Here is a 19,850-nt window from a genome sequence, read left to right as displayed (position 1 = left end):
CGTGGCGGCTACAGTCGCCGCACGATGACGCTGCCGATGGAGTAGCCGGCGCCGAAGGAGCAGATCACCCCCACGTCGCCGGCGTCGAGCCCTTCCCGGTGGCGATGGAAGGCAATGACGGAGCCGGCGGATGCCGTATTGGCGAACTCGTCCAGCACGACCGGCGCCTCGTCCTCCCCTGCGTCGCGGCCGAGCAGGCGTTTGACCACCAGCCGGTTCATGTTCAGGTTGGCCTGGTGCAGCCAGTAGCGGCCGACGTCCGCCACGTCGAGGCCGCTCTCGCGCAGGTGCTCGCCGATGTGGTCGGCCGCCAGGGGCGAGACCTCCTTGAAGACCTTGCGGCCCTGCTGGCGGAACAGCTTGCCGCTGTCGAAGAAATCCGCTTCGGGGCCGCGATTGATGAAGCCGAAGTCGTTACGGATGTTGTTCGAGTAGAGGGTGGCGAGCTTCGTCCCCAGCACCTCCCAGCGCTCCTTCGCCCGGCTCTCGTCGGAGCGCTCCAGCACCACGGCCGTGCAGACGTCGCCGAAGATGAAATGCGCATCCCGGCTGCGCCAGTTGATGTGGGCCGAGGTGATCTCCGGGTTCACCATCAGGACGCGGCGCGCGGAGCCGCCGGCGATCGCATCGACGGCGTTCTGCAGGCCGAACGTGGCCGACGAGCAGGCCACATTCATGTCGTAGGCATAGCCGCCCGCGCCGATGGCATGCTGCACCTCGACGGCCAGCGCGGGATAGGGCCGTTCCAGGTTGGAGCAGGAGAGGATCACCGCGTCGATGTCGCTGCCTTCGAGGCCGGCGTTCGCCAGCGCCTGGCGTGCGGCGACCACGGAGATCTCGGCCGTGATCGAGAGTTCGTCCTCGGCGCGCTCCGGGAACACCGGCCACATGCGCTCCGGGTCCAGGATGCCTTCGCGGGTATAGACGTAGCGGTGGCGTATCCCCGACGCGTTCTCGATGAACTCGGGACTGGATTTCTCCGGCGCCTCCACCGCGCCGGCGGCCACCGCCTCGGCGTTCTCTTCCAGGAAGCGGTCGACCCAGGCGTTGTAGGCGGCCACCAACTCCTCGTTGTCGATGCCCTGCTCCGGTACCCAGAGTCCGGTCCCGCTGATTACGACGCCTGTGGCCATGTCATTCCTTCACCTGGATCAGGCGGTACTTTAGCGACTCGGGCCGGCCCTGCACAGGGAGCGGGTCAGTCGAGGAAGGACCGGATGATGCTGGCCCTGGCGTGTGCGCCGGGGCCTGCGTGCGCGAGCATCGCGCGCGGGCAGCGCTCCGCCGCCTCGCGGGTGCCGCGGTCGCGGATGTCGTCCGGATCGGCGATGAACAGTGCGGCCTGCTCCAGCCGGGGCAGTGCCGCGGTCACGTCCCGGGCCAGGCAGCGTGTGGCCAGCGCGCCGTAGTCGGCCGGTTGGCGCAGCAGGTCCAGGGTCTGGGCATGCAGCCGGCCCGGGTCCAGGTCCGGCGTGCGGCGGCGGATGCTCGCGGCGTCCCGGCCGTACCAGGGCCAGTTCAGCTCCCGGTCCCGCAGCATCGTCCAGGCGGCGAGCAGATGGCCGCCGTCCCAGCGGGGCGTGAGCGGCACGCAGTAGTCGGCGGCCAGTTCCTCGCGTTCCGCGCGGCCTGCGATGGGTACGCCCTCGAAGACGAGGCGGCCGATTTTTTCGCCGCCGGTCCGGGCCAGCTCCAGCGCCACGGGTGCGGCCGTGAAGGTGGCGACCACGTCTACGCGATGCCAGTCGAGGTCCTCGAGCAGACGCAGCAGATCGGCGGCGAACCGCTCCGGCCCGGGGTCGGCGGCGGCCGTGGACTCGCCGCAGCCCGGCGGATCGAGGGTCAGCGTGCGGCGGTCGGCGGCCAGTGCGTCGGCGAGCGGCGCTGCGCTCGCCGCGCTGCCCGGCAGTTCCGGCAGCAACAGCACCGGCGCGTGTCGGGACGAGAGTTCGCCACGGAAGCGCAGCCGCAGCTGCTCCCCCTCCCTTGCCTGCCAGTAGGCCCGGGCAGGACCCGGGCGGCCGGCGACTTCGCCGAGCCCCGGCAGGCGCACGGCGGCCACGTAGTCGCCGTGATTGGCGAACAGTTCCCGGAGCCGGGTCCGCCAGACGTTGCGGTCGGCGGGCAGCGGCTCGCGGCGCACGCCGTCGGGCAGGGTCTCCGGCAAGCGCTCGAGATGGGAGTAGAGCACGTCGTCCCGCCGGCACATCACCACCGCCGGGTCCTGCAGGCGGCCGAGGGCCGGCACCGGGTCGTAGCGCATCGCCGCGGCATAGGCATCCGGGTAATGTGTGCCTGCCATCAGCAGGTCGAGTGCGTAGCGGTGCAGCGTCTCCGGGGGCGGCAGCTCCATGGGCAGTCGGTGTTCCGCGGTATGCGAGAACCAGGGGAAGAAGCGATGCAGGTCGCGCGTCCGCGCCCAGGTGGTCGCGAGGTAGGCGCCGTCGTCGGTGACCCGGAACGGCGCCATGTAACGCTCGATGAACGCGTCCGGGAGCGGCTCGGCGGGCACCGACAGCCCGTCCATCACGACCAGCGACGCCCGGCCCGGGTGGCGCACGGCGAACTCCAGCGCGATCTTGGAACTGGTGTGATAGCCGTACACCGGGCACTCGGGCAGGGCCAGCGCATCGAGGGTGGCAGCCAGCGCATCGGCGAAGTCGCCGATGTCCGGTGCGCCCGTTGGCAGCGGATCGGAGTCGCCGTAGCCGGGCGTATCCAGGGCGATGGCCGTCCAGCGGTCGGCGAGCGCCTCGACGAGCGGCTCGTGCAGCACGGAGGAGCGCGGCGAGTCGTGCAGCAGGATGACCGGCGGGCCGCTGCCGGCCGCCCGGTAGTGCACCTGGCCCCAGGGCACGTTCGCATAGCCTTTGTGAATCACGGTGCCTCCATCTGCCGCAACCGCATCCGCCCGTCAACGTTTCCCTGGGCCTTGCCGAGCGCTTACACTCGCCGCCGGCCACGCCCAGTCCAGTGCACAGGAATACTATGCCCGACCGCTACCGTCCGAAAATCCCGCGCTACGCCGCCCGTCACGAGATCCGCGGGGTAACCTGCCACGTAAATCTGTGGGGCGACCGGGAAGCGCCGCTGCTCGTGCTGCTGCACGGCTGGGGCGACGCCGGCTCCACCTTCCAGTTCGTCGTCGACGCGCTGCAGCACGACTGGTTCGTCGTCGCGCCGGACTGGCGCGGTTTCGGCAAGTCCCGGCACCGTACCTACGGCTACTGGTTTCCCGACTACCTGGCCGACCTGGACGAGCTGCTGGCCATCTACAGCCCGGACGAGCCCGCCCGGGTGGTCGGCCACAGCATGGGCGCGAACATCCTCTCGCTGTACGGCGGCGTGATGCCGGAGCGGATCGCCAGGCTGGTGAACATCGAGGGTTTCGGCCTGCGCAACGGCGATCCGGCGGACGCGCCGAAGCGCTACCGGGAATGGATCGAGGACCAGAGCCGCAACAAGGGCTATTCCCGTTACGACCGCTTCGAGGAGCTGGCGGAGCGGGTGAAGAAGCGCAGCCCGACGCTGGCCGACGACCGGGCGCTGTTCGTTGCCGAGCGCTGGGCCGAGGTGGACGAGGACGGCAAGGTCACGCTCCGGGCGGACCCGGCCCATAAACTGCGCAACCCGGTGCTTTACCGCCGCGCCGAAGCCGAGGCCTGCTGGCACGCCGTCACGGCGCCGGTGCTGTTCGTGATCGGCGGCAACACCGATTTCAGCTCGCCGGACATGCGCTGGGTGGACGCCGACAACGCCTTCGGCGCTTTCCCCCGGCTGACCAAGCTCACCATTCCGGGCGCCGGACACATGGTGCATTTCGAGCAGCCGGAGGCGCTCGCCGCCGCCATCGAGGAGTTCATGCTCGACTGAGACGGCCCTCGACAGCTGATGATCCATCCACTACTGTACGCTGATACAGTAGTGGGCCGCCGAGCCGTGGCCTGTCCGTGGACTATCCCGGGACGATGCGCGGCCGACAGGTCCGCCCGTGAACCCGTGCGATGAAAGATACCGTTGCAGAAAACCAGCCAGCGGCGGACGCCGCGGGGGCGCCGCCGGAGCATCTGGCCCGCCTGAATCCGGCCCAGCGGGAGGCGGCGGCGTGGGGCGAGCGCGCGGCGGGCGGCGGTTTGCGCGCCGGACCGCTGCTGGTGATCGCCGGCGCCGGCACCGGCAAGACGATGACGCTGGCCCACCGGGTGGCCAACCTGGTGATCGAGGGCGTCGATCCGGACCGCATCCTGCTGCTGACCTTCACGCGGCGTGCGGCGGAGGAGATGCTGCGCCGGGCCCGGGCCATCGTGCGCCGCTCGCTCCGGCTCGCCGAGGACTCGCGGGCCGTGCGATTCGCCTGGTCCGGCACCTTCCACTCGGTCGCCAACCGGCTGCTGCGCCACTACGCCCGCAACGTCGGGCTGGACCCCGCGTTCTCCGTGCTGGACCGCGGCGACGCGGCGGACCTGATGGACCTCGTGCGCCACGAGCTGGGCCTGAGCGCCAAGGCAAAGCGTTTCCCGAAGAAAGACACCTGCCTCGCGATCTATTCGCGCTGCGTCAACGCCCGGCAAGACATCGGCGACTGCCTGCGCACGTCCTATCCCTGGTGCGGCGACTGGGAGCAGGAGCTCCGCGAGCTCTTCCGCCGTTACGTCGAGACCAAGCAGCAGCACCAGGCGCTGGACTACGACGACCTGCTGCTCTACTGGTATCACCTGGTGTCGGACCCGGAGCTGGCGGCGGCCATCGGGGCACGCTTCGATCACGTGCTGGTCGACGAGTACCAGGACACCAACGTATTGCAGGCCGAGATACTCCACGCCATCAAGCCCTGTGGCGAGGGCCTCACTGTCGTGGGCGATGACGCCCAGTCCATCTACTCCTTCCGCGCCGCCGAGGTGGAGAACATCCTGTCGTTCCCCGACCGCTACGTGCCGCCGGCGCGGGTGGTCACCCTGGAACGCAACTACCGCTCGCTGCAGCCGATACTGGATGCCGCCAACGCGCTCATCGCCGAGGGCGCGGCGCAGTACGACAAGCAGCTCTGGTCGGAGCAGGGCTCCGGGCGCCGGCCCTGCTACGTCACGGTGGAAGACGTGGACGCGGAGACCGATTACGTGGTGAGCCGGGTGCTGGCGAACCGGGAGGCGGGCCTCGAGCTGAAGCAGCAGGCCGTGCTGTTCCGCGGCGCGCACTCGAGCGACCGGCTCGAGCTGGAACTTGTCCGCCGCAACATCCCCTACGTGAAGTACGGCGGCCTCAAGTTTCTGGAGTCCGCCCACGTCAAGGACATGCTCGCGGTGCTGAAGTGGGCCGACAACCCGAAGAACCGGGTGGCGGCATTCCGGGTGCTGAAACTGCTGGAGGGCATGGGGCCGGCCCACGCCGGGCGCTGCTACGAGCACGTGGCGGCGGCCGACTATTCACTGTCGGCGCTGTCCGCATTCCGCCCGCCGGCCGCTGCCAGGGAAGACTGGCCGGCGCTGGCCGCCCTGATGCGCTCGCTGGCCGGGCAGCCCGCGGCGGGGGTCTGGCAGTCGCAGGTGTCGGAGGTGCGCCGCTGGTACCAGCCGCACCTCGAGCGGCTGTACGATGCCGCCGAGCCCCGGTCGGCGGATCTGGAGCACCTGGAACGGGTCGCCGGCAAGTACACCACCCGGGAGCGGTTCCTGTCCGAGCTCACGCTCGACCCGCCCCAGTCCACCGGCGATCTGTCCGGCGACCCGCTGCTGGACGAGGATTACCTGATCCTGTCGACGGTGCACTCGGCCAAGGGCCAGGAGTGGGACTCGGTGTTCATCCTGAATGTCTCCGACGGCAGCTTCCCCTCCGAATTCTCCACGGCGAGCCCCGAGCTCATCGAGGAGGAGCGCCGGCTGCTGTACGTGGCCATGACCCGGGCGAAACGCGACCTGCACCTGATCGCGCCGCTGCGCTACCACGTGACCCAGCAGCACCGCCACGGCGACCGCCACGTCTACGGTGCGCGCAGCCGCTTCCTCACCGAGCGGGTGCTCGGCACGCTGGAACCCGTGTTCCATGCCGCTCCCGGCACGGGAGACGGCGGTGGCCTCGGCACGAGCGACCGGCGCATCGACGTGGCCGGCAGACTGCGCGGCATGTGGTGAGGCTCCGCTGCCGGCGCTCGCTGGTAGACTAGGCGGCCTGTTGCCGAATTCGGGCAGAGACTGCCGGGGGACCGATACCATGCACCGAAACCGACTCTTCATGCTTTCGCTCATCGCCTTCGCGCCCGCTCTGGCGAGCGCGGATCTCGCCGACACGCTGAAGGGCGAGGCACGGGCCGCCGAGGCCCAGGTGATCGAGTGGCGGCGCCATTTCCACGAGCATCCGGAGCTCAGCAACCGGGAGTTCGAGACCGCGAAGAAGGTGGCCGAGGAGCTCCGTGCCATGGGTCTCGAGGTGGAGACCGGTATCGCCCACACCGGGATCGTTGCGCATCTCGAGGGGGGCAAGCCCGGGCCTCTGGTGGCGCTGCGGGCGGACATGGACGCCCTGCCGGTCACCGAGCGTATGGATCTGCCGTTCGCCTCGCAAGCGAAGGGCACCTACCGGGGCCGCGAGGTGGGCGTGATGCACGCCTGCGGCCATGACACCCACATGGCCATGCTGCTCGGGGCCGCCCGCGCGCTGACGGCGGTACGCGACGAGCTGCCCGGTTCCGTGATGTTCATCTTCCAGCCGGCCGAGGAAGGCGCGCCGGAGGGCGAGGAAGGCGGCGCCGAGCTGATGCTGAAAGAGGGCATCTTCGACGAGCGTACGCCCGAGGCCGTATTCGGCCTGCACGTTACCTCCATGCTGCCGGCAGGCATGGTCGGTTACCGGGCCGGCCCGGCGATGGCGAGCGCGGACCGGTTCGAGATCGTGGTGCGCGGCCGCCAGACCCACGGCTCGCGTCCGTGGGGCGGCGTCGATCCGATCGTCGTTGCATCGCAGATCGTCACCGCGGCCCAGAGCATCGTCAGCCGGCAGGTGGACATCACCGCAGCGCCGGCGGTGCTCTCCTTCGGTGTCATAGAGGGCGGCATCCGCAACAACATCATCCCCGACGAAGTGACGCTGATCGGCACCATCCGCAACTTCGACATGGACATCCGCAAGTCCATCCACGAGAAGCTGGAGCGCACCGCACGGCTCACGGCGGAGAGCTACGGGGCGACGGCGGAGACCACCATCGACCTCGGTTATCCGGTGACGGTCAACGATCCGGAACTCACCGATGACATGCTCGATACCGTGGTGCGCGTCGCCGGCGAGGGCCGAGTGATCGAGTCGCCGCTGATCACGGGTGCCGAGGACTTCTCCTACTACGCGCAGCGCACGCCCGGCCTGTTCCTGTTCCTGGGTGTCACCCCGCCGGGTGAGGACCCGATGACCGCACCCTCCAACCACTCGCCGCTGTTCTACGTGGACGAGAGCGCGCTGGTGACGGGCGTGGAACTCCTCACCGGGCTCACGCTGGATTTCATGCGCTCACGAAAAATGTAGGAGGGCCTTCAGGCCCGATCCCCTTCTTTTATGGCCGCCCTGCGGGGGGTATCCATCTTGCTCCCGACAAAAGGTCGCGGCGATGGATACCCCGGCAGGACGGCCGCCTCGCGGTGGCGTGAAGGCGCTGCCAGTCAGTAGCGCTGACTGACCGGTGCCAGACCTCGCGGCTACGGGCCCGCCCCAGTCGATGGCGAGGCCAACGCCAGAAGAAAGCCGGATCGGGCCTGAAGGCGCTCGTACGGAGTTATTGACGTCCGCCGGCGGGCTCTGATTAATATAAAGGCGGTTACGGCGACCGGAACTGTGAATCCCTTCACGCTGTCACGGGGGGCAGACGTGAAGCCGGTCACGACAACCGCCCGGTTTCGGACCGAAACTGGGATTGCGCGGTTGGCTCGGGGGATGAGCCTTCGCTCAGGCCCTGCGCACACCTCTGTGCGAAGTGGACGTGGAGTTCATTCGCCAGGCCGGCCGATATCGTGCTCGCGCGAGTCGAGGAGGTGTGGCGCATGCAAAAAAGGGGTAGGAGGGGCTTCAGCCCCGAGCAGCGATTGGACGGCCGGGGTACCGTCATCCCGGTCAGCAACCTGCAGCAATATTTCCACGAGAGCATCGAGGAAGTGGTCTCCCGCCAGTCGGTGGAGATCGACCCTCATGCCACTCACTACGTCGTCAACCTGCTCACCCTGTATTCGCGCTCCGAGGCACTGTACGAGGACGCCGGCGGCCACTACGGGCTGAAGCCGCTGGCCTTCATGATGCGCGACGCCGTCGACGCGCCGACGCTGGAGGAACGCCAGTTCGCTCTGCAGCGTCTCGGCGACGTGGCCCTGTTCATCGCCGGCTGTTTCGCCGACAGCCTGGCCGAGAAGCTGGTGGATCTGGACTACTACATCTACATGGGCGGCAGCGCCTACGGCTCCCTGTCCGATGAGATGCGCGGCAGCATACGCGGCCGGGCCTTCTCGGCGATCTTCGGGGAGCTCGCGCGCAAGTTCCAGGTCATGGTGGACGTGCTGAACGAGGTCAGCGAATCGGCACGCACGAGCCAGGACCGTGACATCCTCCGGCTCTACGAGGTATGGCTGAAGACGGGCAGCCAGCGGGCCGAGGCACTGCTGCGCCGCGAAGGCATCGAGCCGCTCTCCGACAGCCGGCCCGGCACCCGGCACTGAGCCGTGCAGGTCACCGATCTGCAGGAACGCCTCGCCGCGCTCTATCAGCTCGAGCACGGGCTGGCCATCGAGGACTTCCTGGTCACCGATGCCGCCACCGCAGGCGCTCTGACGCCGCCCGGTGCCCGCGGGCGCCTGGACGAGCGCCTGCTGCTCCACCACGACGGCGACGAGGTCTCGCTGACGCTGTACCTGGATGACGCGCTGCTGGCGCGGCTCAGAGAGCGCAACCCGCTGGACGATTTGGACGACGACGACCTCGACGACCTCTGGACCGCCGTGGAAGGCATCAGCCACTTCAATTACGTGGTGCACAACGCCACCGCCCGGCGCGAGGTCACGCTGCTGGAGCTGGAGCTCCAGGCGGAAGTGGACAAATTCGTGAGCACCGTGCTGCTGGCCCGCGAACAGGGCAGGCGGGCAGTGGCCTCACGGCTGCATCATCTCCTGTTCGAGCGGATGTCGCTGGACCGCGAACTCGGCGATGAGGAGCGGGAGCGCTACCGGCTGGCGAACGATTACGCCGGGCGATTCTGCCGGCGCATCGGCGCCCGCCTGCACGATGCCGGCGAGGACGTCATGTGCGAACTCAGGAAGTTCTACCGCTACTCCCAGCGACAGAAGATCAGCCATATCCACGCCTGCGCGTGGAGCTGAAAGGCCGCCGGACCGGCAGCCATCGCCGTCGGGCGGCAACAGGGGCACCTGATCCGGGCAGGTGCGTCACCCGGCGCGATGGCTGCCGGTCCGGTCCGCCGTCAGGGTGTTTTCGTCCGGGTCGTCTCCGATCTGATCTCTTTTCGGACCACGACGTGGTGCGCCTGGCCGGAGTCGGAACTGGTGATGATGCGTTCCTCTATCTCGGTATCGCCGCAGGCTTCTTCTCCGGCGCATGCCGCGTGCGATGGCGCCGGGATCTCGATCTCGCGGCCGTCCACATCGATGCGCAGACCGTCGGCCGTGCGGGTCATCAATGCCGAACGGCCGTCGTCCAGCGTGAGCGCGCGGTTTTCGCCCTCCACGAGTTCGAAGGGGTCGTAGCCGAGTTCAGCGGTATCGAGGCGCAGCACGAGCGCCTCCCCGCCGTCGTCCCGGGCAACGACCAGTTCCAGGCGCTTGTTTTCCCCGGCGTCCGCCACGGCAATAGCGGCGAGCGCAGCTGCCAGCAGCAGTAGTCCCATGGCGAGCGCGTCGCTTACCTTGCGGGTCGTCCTCATGGTCTCTCTCCCTCTTTGTCGATGGCCGTATAACTGAGTAGATGCACCGGTTGTCGAAATGGTTGCAGCGGGCAGGGTGCGGACGATGTCCTATACTGATGGTTTCAGCCACGCCGACAGAGGGGAGGGAACGATGAGTACGGCTGCAGAGACACTGACGGTGCGTGACCAGGTATCCGACGAGGAATGGGCGACGCGGGTGGATCTCGCCGCCGCCTACCGACTGGTGGCGCTGTACGGCTGGGACGACCTGATCTTCACTCACATCTCGGCCCGGGTACCGGGGCCCGAGGAACACTTCCTCATAAATCCCTACGGCCTGCTGTTCGAGGAGATGACGGCGAGCAGCCTGGTGAAGGTGGACCTCGACGGCAACAAGGTCATCGACAGCCCCCATCCGGTGAATCCGGCGGGTTTCGTCATCCACAGCGCGGTGCACGCCGCGCGGCCCGAGGTGCAGTGCGTGCTGCACACCCATACGCGGGCCGGAGTCGCCGTATCGGCCCAGAAGGAGGGCCTGCTGGCGATCTCGCAGCAGTCGATATTCCCGCTGATCGCCCTCGGCTATCACGACTACGAGGGCGTGGCGCTCAACGAGGAGGAAAAGCCCCGGCTGGTGGCCGACCTCGGCGATGCCAACTCGCTGATCCTGCGTAACCACGGGCTGCTCACCTGCGGCGCGTCGATCCCGGAGGCGTTCCTGGCCATGTACGTGCTGGAGACCGCCTGCCAGATCCAGATCGCCGCGCAGTCCGGCGGCGCGGAACTCACCCGTGTGGACGACCGCATCCTCGCCGGCGCCCGCGCCCAGATGCGTGAGGCGACGAAGGGGATGGGCGGTGCGCTCGCCTGGCCCGCGCTGCTGCGCCGGCTCGACCGGCGTGACCCTTCCTACCGCGAATGAACGAGACTTCACAGCAACCGTAATCTACGGAGAGAAGCCCATGCCTGACTATTTGACCGGACGACGGCTGGCGCCGCTGGCTGCCCTGTTCCTGCTCGCGGCCGGCGCCGGTACGGCGGCCGACGATGCCCGCGACGCCATCCGGGCGGCGGCGGACGGGGAGCACCGCTCGGCGGAAAGCCGGGCGCGGGATCAGTACCGCCATCCGGTGGAGACACTCACGTTCTTCGGCCTGGAGCCGGACATGACCGTGGTCGAACTCTGGCCCGGCGGCGGCTGGTACACCGACATCCTGGCGCCGGTCCTGAAGGACGACGGCAAGCTCTACGCGGCCAGCTGGGACCCGACCCTCGAAAGCGAGTACGTGCAGACCAACCTCGCGAAGTACAAGGAGAAGATTGCCGACCGGGAAGTCTACGGCGACGTGGAGCTGACGGTGCTCGGCCGGGGCAAGACCGACATCGCGCCGCCGGGCAGTGCGGACCTGGTGGTCACCTTCCGCAACCTGCACAGCTGGGGCGACGAGTTTGCCGCGGAAGTGTTCGGCGCCGCATACACGGCCCTGAAGCCCGGCGGCGTCTTCGGCGTGGTGCAGCACCGGGCGGATCCGGATTCGCCGCCGGATCCGGAGGAGCGCACCGGCTACTTCAGCGAGGCACGCGCCATCGAGCTGGCCGAGGCGGCGGGCTTCGAGTTGGTGGCGAGTTCCGACGTCAACGCCAACCCGAAGGATACCAAGGACTACGAGAGCGGCGTCTGGGCGCTGCCGCCGAGCCTGCGCGACGGTCCCGACCCGAAGTACCTCGAGATCGGTGAGAGCGACCGTTTCACGCTGAAATTCGTCAAGCCGGAATAGGGGTGCAGAAGGGCCTTCAGGCCCGATCCCGCAGCGTCAATGGGCATGTAGGAGGGGCTTTAGCCCCGAGCCGCTCCGCGGTCGGGCCTGAAGGCCCTCCTACATCCCGCGTTACGCTTCGTAGTTACCCGACACGTAATCCCAGTTGATGATCTTCCAGATCTCTTCCAGGTATTTCGGCCGCGCGTTGCGGTAGTCGATGTAGTAGGCGTGCTCCCAGACGTCCACCGTCAGCAGCGGCGTCTTGCCGTCGCGCAGCGGGTTGCCGGCGTCGTCGGTGTTGACGATGGCCACGCCGTCGCCGTCCTTCACCAGCCAGGTCCAGCCGGAGCCGAAGTTACCGGCGCCGGCCTTCTGGAACTCCTCCTTGAACTTGTCGAAGGAGCCGAAGGCCTTGTCGATGGCCTCGCCCAGCGCGCCGCCGGGCTCGCCGCCGCCGTCCGGGCTCAGGCAGTTCCAGTAGAAGGTATGGTTCCAGACCTGGGCCGCGTTGTTGAACAGGCCGCCGTCGGCCTTCCGGATGATGTCCTCCAGTGAGGCGTTCTCGTACTCAGTGCCGGGGACCATGTTGTTCAGGTTGTTGACGTAGGTCTGGTGATGCTTGCCGTAGTGGTACTCGAGGGTCTCCGCCGAGATGACGGGTTCCAGAGCGTCCTTCGCATAAGGCAGCGCAGGCAATTCGTGGGCCATGGATGACTCCTTCCGGATCGAAATGGGTTGACGCCGAGGTCGCATGATCCTGCGGCGGTATCTGGAATCATTCTAAGCACGCATCGAGATGCTTACAAGGAGCGTCCCGGCGCGGTCGAAGACTGTGCATCCACGTTTACCATGCGGGGGCGGCGCCGTAACTGCGCTATCGCAATCGTTCTGGCAATCGTTCTGGCAATCGTTCTCGCAATCCTCGTCAGGCGAGGAACAGCCGGTAGGCGGGGTTGTCGCTCTCGTCCCAGTGGGGGTAGCCGAGTTTTTCCAGGTGGCGCTCGAACTCGTCGGCCTCGCCGCCGGGCACCTGAATGCCGGTGAGGATGCGGCCGTAGTCCGATCCGTGGTTGCGGTAGTGGAACAGGCTGATGTTCCAGTCCGAGCCCACCGCGTCGAGGAAACCTGCCAGTGCCCCGGGGCGCTCCGGGAACTCGAACCGCAGCAGCCGCTCGTCCGGCAGCCCGCCGGCCCGGCCGCCGACCATGTGCCGGATATGCAGCTTGGCCATCTCGTTGTCGGTGAGGTCCTCGACCGGGTAGCCCTTCGAGCGCAGCTCGGCCACGAGACGGTCCTTCTCGGCGCGGCCCTCGGCCAGTTCCAGGCCGACGAAGATGTGCGCCTCTTCCGCGTCGCTGTAGCGGTAGTTGAATTCGGTGACGTTGCGCCGGCCGATGGCCGCGCAGAACTCCCGGAAGCTGCCCGGGCGCTCCGGGATACCGACGGCCAGCAGGGCTTCGCGCTGCTCGCCGACCGCGGCCCGCTCGGCGATGTGGCGCAGCCGGTCGAAATTCACGTTGGCGCCGCAGTTCACCGTGATGAACTCCCGCCCCGCCGCCGGTCTGCGCTCATCCACGTACTTCTTCATGCCGGCGACGGCCAGGGCGCCGGCCGGCTCCACGATGGAGCGGGTGTCCTCGAAGATGTCCCGGATCGCCGCGCAAATCTCGTCCGTGTCCACCAGCACGATCTCGTCGACGAGTTCACGGCACAGTCGGAAGGTCTCGTCGCCTACCCGGCGCACGGCCACGCCGTCGGCGAAGATACCGACGCGCTCCAGCGTCACCGGCTCGCCGGCGGCGAGCGATCGGCTCATGCCCGCCGAATCCTCCGGCTCAACCCCGACGATGCGGATATCGTCGCGCAGCGCCTTGATGTAGGACGCTATGCCGGCGATGAGACCGCCGCCGCCCACCGGCACGAACACCGCGTCGATGTCGCCAGGGTGCTGGCGCAGGATCTCCATGGCGATGGTGCCCTGGCCGGCGATGACGTCCGGGTCGTCGAACGGATGGATGAAGGTCAGGCCGCGCTCGGCCTCCAGCTTGCGGGCATGGGCGTAGGCGTCGTCGTAGGTGTCGCCCACCAGCACGACCTCGCCGCCCAGCTTGCGCACGGCGTCCACCTTGATGCGGGGTGTCGTCACCGGCATGACGATGAAAGCCTGGATGCCGAGGCGGCTCGCCGCCAGCGCCACGCCCTGGGCGTGATTGCCCGCCGAGCTGCAGATGACGCCTTTCTGCAGGTCCTCGTCGGCCAGCCGGGACATGCGGTTGTAGGCGCCGCGGAGCTTGAAGGAGAAGACCTGCTGCAGGTCCTCGCGCTTCAGCCACACCGCGTGGCCGAGGCGCGCAGAGAGATTGGGGGCGGCGTCGAGGGGAGTCTCCTCCGCCACCTCGTAGACGCGGGCGGTGAGGATGCGCTTCAGGTAGTCCGTGGGGTCCGGGCTCATCCGGATACGTTAACCCGCCCCGCCACCGGCGAGCAAAAAAGATGTAGGAGGGCCTTCAGGCCCGACCCACTAATGAATCGGGACTGAAGCCCCTCCTACATGGTCGATTACGTGCCCTGGTCTGCGAGGACGTTGCCGTCGGCATCGATCGGGACGATCTCGCCGATCTCCAGAGCCCGGATCTCGCTTTCGATCTTCGCCCGATCGCCGACGACCACCCAGATGAGGTTGTCGGGCCTGACGTAGTCGTCGGCGGCCTCGCTCACCTGCTGCAGGGACAGGCCGCGCACGTTTTCGGCGTAGGTGTCCCAGTAGTCGTCGTCGTAGCCGAAACGAACCATCTCCACCAGCGAGCCCGCGACCGCGCCGGCGGTCTCCCAGCGGCCCGGTAGCGACAGCGTGTTGTCGTCCAGCACGCGCGCGAGTTCGTCTTCGGTGGGCGGCCGTTCGCCGACGATCTCCACCATCTCGCGCCGCATCTCGGCCATGGCCGGCGCGGTCTTGTCCGTCTGCACCGGCGCATAGCCCAGGAAGGGCCGCGGACCGGCGGCGTCCAGGATCAGCGTGCGGGCTCCGTAGGACCAGCTCTTGTCCTCGCGCAGGTTCATGTTCAGCCGCGCGGAGAAGTCGCCGCCGAGCACGTTGTTCATGGCGCCGATGGCGAACTCGTCCGGGTTGGCCTTCGGCGGCATGATGTGGCCGGCGAAGATGATGGACTGCTCGGAGTCCGGCCGGTCGAGCAGGTAGATCTTCTCCTCCGGCCGCTGGGCCACCGCGTCCACGTTCTTAACCGGCACGGAACCCGGCTCCCAGTCACGGAAGAGCTTCTCGAGCTTCGGGCGGATGCTCTCCATGGTGGTGTCTCCCACCACGATCATGGTGGCGTTATTCGGCCGGAACCAGGTGCGGTGGTAGTCGACCAGCGTCTGCCGATCGATCCGCTCCAGCGACTCGAGCGTGCCGGAACCGGTAAGCGGCAGGCTGTAGGCATGGCCTTCGCCGTACATCAGCTCGGGGAACACGCGCAGGGCCATCGACACCGGCGTCACCTTCTCGCGCTGGATCTGTGCGCGTACCTGCTTCTTCAGCCGCGCCAGGTCGGCCTCTGGGAAGGACGGGTCCAGGATGACGTCGGCATAGATGTCCAGCGACTCGTCCAGATTCGCGGTCAGCGCATTCAGCGAGACGGTGGACATGTCCAGGTTGGAACCGGCGCCCAGGTTCGCGCCGAGGCGCGAGAGCTCCTCGGAGATGGCGAGCGCATCGCGCCGCTTCGTGCCCTCGTCCAGCATGGACATGGCCAGGCTGGACGTGCCGGGCTCGCCGAACTGGTCGGAGGCATAGCCCGCGTCCAGCATCAGCGTGAAGTTGACCACCGGCACGGCGTCCCGGTTGGCCACGATCAGCTCCATGCCGTTGTCGAGCGTCGCGCGCTCGAATTCGTCGAAGGCCACCGACGGGAACTCGTCCGGCATCGGCGGTCCGTCGCTGCGCTCGGCGCCCTCGCCGCTGGCCGCGAACTCGGGGAACGGGTGTACCTCGAGGGTGTAGGAGCCCGCGTCGTACCAGCGCCGGGCCGCTTCCATCACGGCCCTGGGCGTGGCCTCCTCGATGCGGGCCAGCGAGACCTTGTAGAAGTCCGGGTCGTCGGCGTAAACCGCATTCTGCGCCAGGATGTCGGACTTGCCGCCGAAGCCGCCGATGCGCTCGATGCCGCGCACGAAGCCGGCGATGTACTGGGTCTTCGCCCGCTCGAGCTCATCCCTGGTCGGGCCTTCCTTCAGGAAGCGGGCCAGCTCCTCGTCCAGCGCCTTCTCGATGGCGGCCAGATCGCCGCCGGGCTGGGCGGTGGCCTCGAGGCCGATCACGCCGGCGATCTCGGCGAAATACGGCGTGGCGTCCACCGCGGTGGCGATCTGCTCGTCGTAGACCAGCCGCTTGTAGAGCCGCGAGGTCTTGCCGGAGGAGAGGACGCTGCCGGCGAGGCTCAGTAGTTCCGCATCGGGATGGCTCCAGTTGGGCCCCACCCAGTTCTTGTAGATGCGGGCCTGGGGGACTCGGTCCTGCATGATCTCCCGGGCATCGGCCTCGCGTTTCGGCGACCAGGCTTCGAACTTGGCGATGGGCGGGCCGGGCGGAATGTCGCCGAAGTATTTCTCGGCCTTCTCGCGGGCCACTTCCGGAGTGACGTCGCCGGCGATCACGATGACCGCGTTGTTCGGGCCGTAATAGGTCCTGAACCACTCCTGCACGTCTTCCAGGCTGGCCGCGTTCAGATCCTCCATGGAGCCGATGGGCAGCCACTGATAGGGGTGACCCTCGGGGAACAGATTACGGAAGATGTGGTTGTAGACCTGGCCGTAGGGCTGGTTCTCGCCCTGGCGCTTCTCGTTCTGCACCACGCCCCGCTGCTCGTCGAGCTTGTCCTGGTCCACTGCGCCGAGGAGATGGCCCATGCGGTCGGACTCCATCCACAGCGCCAGGTCCAGGGCCGTCGAGGGGACGTTCTGGAAGTAGTTGGTGCGGTCGAAATTGGTGGTGCCGTTCTGGTCGGTGGCGCCTACCTTCTGAAACGGCACGAAATACTCGCCGTCGTAGTTCTCGGTGCCGTTGAACATCAGGTGCTCGAACAGGTGCGCGAAGCCGGTCTTTCCCTCCGGCTCGTTCTTCGAGCCGACGTGGTACCAGACGTTCACCGCCACGATGGGGGCCTTGCGGTCCTCGTGGACGATCACCGTGAGACCGTTGTCCAGCGTGAATTCGGTATAGGGGACGTCGATGTCCGCTGCCGGCGCTGCAGCCTGCACGGCCAGCGCGGACAGGGACAGGGCGAGGGCGGCGAGCCCCCGGCCGAGGGGTGTGATCAGATTCATGGTCTGCCTTCTTCTCTCGGGTGCTTCGGAAGGGCGCGCATTCTAGCAAATCGAATTGCGCGGCCCAGGGTCTTGTGCCGACCCCTGTTCCGACAGGCGACCCGCCCGGGGGTTCCCGGATGGCTGCCGCGAAAGCCTAGCCGTAGCCCTGCAGTACGTTGACGACGTTGTCGCCGATCTCGGGCACCGCATAGCCGCCCTCCAGGATGAAGACCGTCGGCAGGCCTAGCCCGGCCAAGCGTTCGCCGAGCCGCGGGTAGTCGTCGGTGCGCAGCCGGAAGGCCGATATCGGGTCGCGCTCGTAGGTATCGACGCCCAGCGAGACGACGAGGGCGTCGGGGGCGTAGCGCCGCGTCGCGTCCAGCGCGCGGGCGAGGGCCCCGGACCACACGGCCCAGTCGCTGCCGGGTGCCAGCGGCAGATTCAGGTTGCAGCCCTCGCCGTCGCCGCGGCCGGTCTCGTCGGCATGGCCGAGGAAGTAGGGATATTCCTGCCGCGGGTCGCAGTGGATGGAGCAGAACAGCACGTCCGCCCTGCCGTAGAAGATCTCCTGGGTGCCGTTGCCGTGATGGTAGTCCACGTCCAGGATCGCGACCCGATGCGCGCCCCGCTCCAGGAGGTGGGCGGCGGCGATCGCGGCATTGTTCAGGTAGCAGTAGCCGCCGAAATAGTCGGCGCCCGCGTGATGGCCGGGCGGACGGGACAGGGCGAACGCGCCGCGCTCACCGCCGGCGACCCGGGCCGCGGCGGTCAGCGCGATATCCGCGCCGGCGCTGACGGCCGCCCACGTGCCTTCGGTGATCGGCGTGCCGGCATCGAAAGAGTAATAGCCGAGACGGCCGTCGATATGGTCCGGCTCGATCCGGCGCAGGCCCCGGGCCGGCCAGGCCAGCGGCAGGGCATCGGTGTCCCCATGCAGCGCGTGCCACTCTCGCCAGGCGGACCGCAGGAAGTCGAGATAGCGGGGCGTATGCACGCGGGCCAGCGGCGCATCGCCGAACGCATCCGGCTCGATGACCTCGCCCAGCCCGGCCTCACGTACCCGTTCGAGCACGGCATCGGCCCGCTCGGGGCGCTCGAAGACCGGCACCAGTGCGCCGTCGTTCAGTTCGCCGCGGCCGTGATGAAGCCGGTGGCGATCCGAATAGACCGTGATCATTCGGCGCTTTCCGGCACAGGCCTCTCGACGCGATAATGCCGTGAATAATTGTGATCCATGATGTTCGCCCGGTAACCGCGCACCCACGGCTTCACGAGGTGCCGTGCCACGTAGAAGTAGGCGAAAATCGCCGGATAGTCGTTGATCAGCAGGCGCTCGGCCTCGCGCAGGAGTTCGGCGCGGCGTTCCATGTCGATCTCTTCCGAGGCCTCCGTGAGCAGCCGGTCGAACCGCGGGTTGGCGTACCAGGCCGGGTTCTGCGGGCTGTCGGAGCGGAAGATCTGGAGGAACGTGTAGGGGTCGTTGTAGTCGCCCGTCCAGCCGTAGCGCAGGATCTCCCAGCGCGAGGGCTCCTTGCGGGTCTCCAGCATCACCTTGAACTCCTGGTTCACCACAGTGATGTCGGCGCCCAGCGCCGAGCGGATCATCTCCTGCACGGCCACCGCGATCTTCCTGTGGTTGTCGCTCGTGTTGTACAGGATGCGCGCCTCGAGCGGGTTGTCGGCCGAGTAGCCCGCCTCCCGGTACAGCCGTCGGGCCTCGGCGAGGCGCCGCTCCTCCGGCCAGTCCCTCCACTCGTACTCGGCTGAGGCGTAGTTGTCGACGCCGGGCGGCACCAGACCCCAGGCGCCCTGCTGACCGCCGCCCAGCACCTTCTCGACCAGCGTCTGCCGGTCCACCGCCATGGCCAGGGCCTGGCGCACCCGGGCGTCGTCGAAGGGCGGTTCGGTGAGGTCCAGCACGAAGAGATACGTGCTGAGATAGGGCGTGACGTGCAGCTCGTCGCCCAGGTTGGCCTTGATCCAGTCGTACTGGTTGTTGGGCACGGACTGGGTGAAGTCCAGCTCTCCGGCCCGGTAGCGCTGCAGCTCGGCGCTGTGCTCCTCGATGGGGTAGTAGTAGACCGTGTCGATCTGCACGTTCTCTGCGTCGTGGTAGTCGGGATTGCGCCGCAGCCGGACGAAGGAGTTCACCGCCCACTGGTCCAGGGCGTAGGCGCCGTTGGAGACCATGTTGCCGGCCCGCGCGAAGTCCTCGCCGTGGACCGCGAAGCTCGCCCGGTGCAGGGGATAGGTGGCGGAATGGGTCAGCAGCGAGAGGAAATAGGGCGTCGGCGCGCCGAGCTCCACGACGAAGGTCAGCTTGTCCGGCGCCGAGACGGCGAGTGCCTCGGGGGGCAGGTCGCCCCGGTTGACGGCCTCGGCGTTCTTCACCGGGAACAGCACCTGGGCGTAGGTCGAGGCCGTCGCCGGGTTCACCGTGCGGCGGAAACCCGCCACGAAATCCGCCGCCGTCACCGGATCGCCGTTGGACCACGCGGCGTCCGGCCGCAGCTTGAAGGTCCAGGTCAGGCCGTCCGGCGACACCTCCCAGGACTCCGCGGTGCCGGGCACGACTTTCGCCTCGACCGTGCCGGTGGTCAGGCCCTCATAGAGGTCGCGCAGGATCTCGAAGGAGGCGCTGTCTTCGGCACGATGGGGGTCCAGCGTGGCGGGCTCGGCGCCGTTACCCCGGTGGAATGTGACGCCTTCGTCGGCGACGCGCGAGCCGTCCGGCGCGCGATCGCCGCAGCCGGCGGCCAGGAAGGCCAGCGCCAGGAGGGTGAGGAGTCTCGGCATGGTAAATACGGTCCGGTGGGGAACGCGCCGATGATGGCAAAGCCGCCCGCCCGGGGCAACGCGGCCCGCACGTGGCAATCCGTGCCGGCGGTGCCCATAAT

The 19,850-nt window shown here is 68.1% G+C and carries 15 protein-coding genes; 7 read left to right on the top strand and 8 right to left on the bottom strand.

The window, feature by feature from the left end; all coding sequences use genetic code 11:
* Window positions 1–8: 8 nt before the first annotated feature.
* Together ACJMKZ_RS07895 and ACJMKZ_RS07890 are read right to left on the bottom strand one after the other, a co-directional pair.
* Window positions 9–1,133 carry a beta-ketoacyl-ACP synthase III gene (locus ACJMKZ_RS07895; RefSeq protein WP_405232643.1) on the bottom strand — a complete coding sequence of 375 codons (1,125 nt, stop codon included), beginning with the start codon at window positions 1,131–1,133 and terminating at the stop codon, window positions 9–11.
* Between the two features lie 65 nt (window positions 1,134–1,198).
* Window positions 1,199–2,881, bottom strand: coding sequence for an alpha/beta fold hydrolase (locus tag ACJMKZ_RS07890; RefSeq protein WP_405232642.1), 1,683 nt, complete (start codon window positions 2,879–2,881; stop codon window positions 1,199–1,201).
* A 107-nt stretch (window positions 2,882–2,988) separates the two neighbouring features.
* Between ACJMKZ_RS07890 and ACJMKZ_RS07885 the strand changes: the two genes are divergently transcribed.
* The 5 genes from ACJMKZ_RS07885 to ACJMKZ_RS07865 all read left to right on the top strand — a co-directional run bounded on the left by ACJMKZ_RS07885 (window position 2,989) and on the right by ACJMKZ_RS07865 (window position 9,344).
* Window positions 2,989–3,873, top strand: a complete 885-nt coding sequence (locus ACJMKZ_RS07885) for an alpha/beta fold hydrolase (RefSeq protein ID WP_405232641.1) — start codon at window positions 2,989–2,991, stop codon at window positions 3,871–3,873.
* Between the two features lie 131 nt (window positions 3,874–4,004).
* A complete protein-coding gene (locus ACJMKZ_RS07880) occupies window positions 4,005–6,128 on the top strand; it encodes an ATP-dependent helicase (protein WP_405232640.1) in 2,124 nt (707 codons plus the stop codon).
* Between the two features lie 79 nt (window positions 6,129–6,207).
* Window positions 6,208–7,509, top strand: coding sequence for an amidohydrolase (locus ACJMKZ_RS07875; RefSeq protein ID WP_405232639.1), 1,302 nt, complete (start codon window positions 6,208–6,210; stop codon window positions 7,507–7,509).
* A 512-nt stretch (window positions 7,510–8,021) separates the two neighbouring features.
* Entirely contained in the window at window positions 8,022–8,687 is a 666-nt protein-coding gene (locus ACJMKZ_RS07870; protein ID WP_405232638.1) for a hypothetical protein, read from the top strand.
* Between the two features lie 3 nt (window positions 8,688–8,690).
* The gene (locus ACJMKZ_RS07865; RefSeq protein WP_405232637.1) at window positions 8,691–9,344 is read left to right on the top strand and encodes a hypothetical protein; all 654 of its coding nucleotides are present in this window, start codon (window positions 8,691–8,693) and stop codon (window positions 9,342–9,344) included.
* Between the two features lie 101 nt (window positions 9,345–9,445).
* On the opposite strand, the gene ACJMKZ_RS07860 is transcribed toward ACJMKZ_RS07865, so the two are convergent.
* Window positions 9,446–9,904 carry a hypothetical protein gene (locus ACJMKZ_RS07860; protein WP_405232636.1) on the bottom strand — a complete coding sequence of 153 codons (459 nt, stop codon included), beginning with the start codon at window positions 9,902–9,904 and terminating at the stop codon, window positions 9,446–9,448.
* 133 nt (window positions 9,905–10,037) lie between these two features.
* Between ACJMKZ_RS07860 and ACJMKZ_RS07855 the strand changes: the two genes are divergently transcribed.
* Both ACJMKZ_RS07855 and ACJMKZ_RS07850 read left to right on the top strand, forming a co-directional pair.
* Window positions 10,038–10,808 (top strand): class II aldolase/adducin family protein, encoded by a 771-nt coding sequence (locus tag ACJMKZ_RS07855; protein ID WP_405232635.1) that lies wholly within the window; start codon window positions 10,038–10,040, stop codon window positions 10,806–10,808.
* A gap of 40 nt (window positions 10,809–10,848) precedes the next feature.
* Window positions 10,849–11,664, top strand: coding sequence for a class I SAM-dependent methyltransferase (locus ACJMKZ_RS07850; protein ID WP_405232634.1), 816 nt, complete (start codon window positions 10,849–10,851; stop codon window positions 11,662–11,664).
* Window positions 11,665–11,775: 111 nt separating this feature from the next.
* Here ACJMKZ_RS07850 and ACJMKZ_RS07845 read toward each other — a convergent pair whose 3' ends face one another.
* The 5 genes from ACJMKZ_RS07845 to ACJMKZ_RS07825 all read right to left on the bottom strand — a co-directional run bounded on the left by ACJMKZ_RS07845 (window position 11,776) and on the right by ACJMKZ_RS07825 (window position 19,749).
* A complete protein-coding gene (locus ACJMKZ_RS07845; protein WP_405232633.1) occupies window positions 11,776–12,354 on the bottom strand; it encodes a superoxide dismutase in 579 nt (192 codons plus the stop codon).
* Window positions 12,355–12,571: 217 nt separating this feature from the next.
* On the bottom strand, window positions 12,572–14,098 hold the full coding sequence (gene ilvA / locus ACJMKZ_RS07840) for a threonine ammonia-lyase, biosynthetic (protein ID WP_405232632.1): 1,527 nt from the start codon (window positions 14,096–14,098) through the stop codon (window positions 12,572–12,574).
* A 107-nt stretch (window positions 14,099–14,205) separates the two neighbouring features.
* Entirely contained in the window at window positions 14,206–16,971 is a 2,766-nt protein-coding gene (locus tag ACJMKZ_RS07835) for a M16 family metallopeptidase (protein ID WP_405232631.1), read from the bottom strand.
* 136 nt (window positions 16,972–17,107) lie between these two features.
* Window positions 17,108–18,130, bottom strand: a complete 1,023-nt coding sequence (locus tag ACJMKZ_RS07830; protein ID WP_405232630.1) for a histone deacetylase family protein — start codon at window positions 18,128–18,130, stop codon at window positions 17,108–17,110.
* Window positions 18,127–19,749, bottom strand: coding sequence for a peptide ABC transporter substrate-binding protein (locus tag ACJMKZ_RS07825; protein ID WP_405232629.1), 1,623 nt, complete (start codon window positions 19,747–19,749; stop codon window positions 18,127–18,129). The genes ACJMKZ_RS07830 and ACJMKZ_RS07825 overlap by 4 nt, the downstream gene beginning before the upstream one ends.
* Between the last annotated feature and the right edge of the window lie 101 nt (window positions 19,750–19,850).

The sequence above is a fragment of the Lentisalinibacter salinarum genome (assembly GCF_040706555.1).
Classification (GTDB): domain Bacteria; phylum Pseudomonadota; class Gammaproteobacteria; order Steroidobacterales; family Woeseiaceae; genus Lentisalinibacter; species Lentisalinibacter salinarum.
Note: the sequence above shows the minus strand (reverse complement) of the source record. Positions and strands in the feature narration are given on the sequence as shown.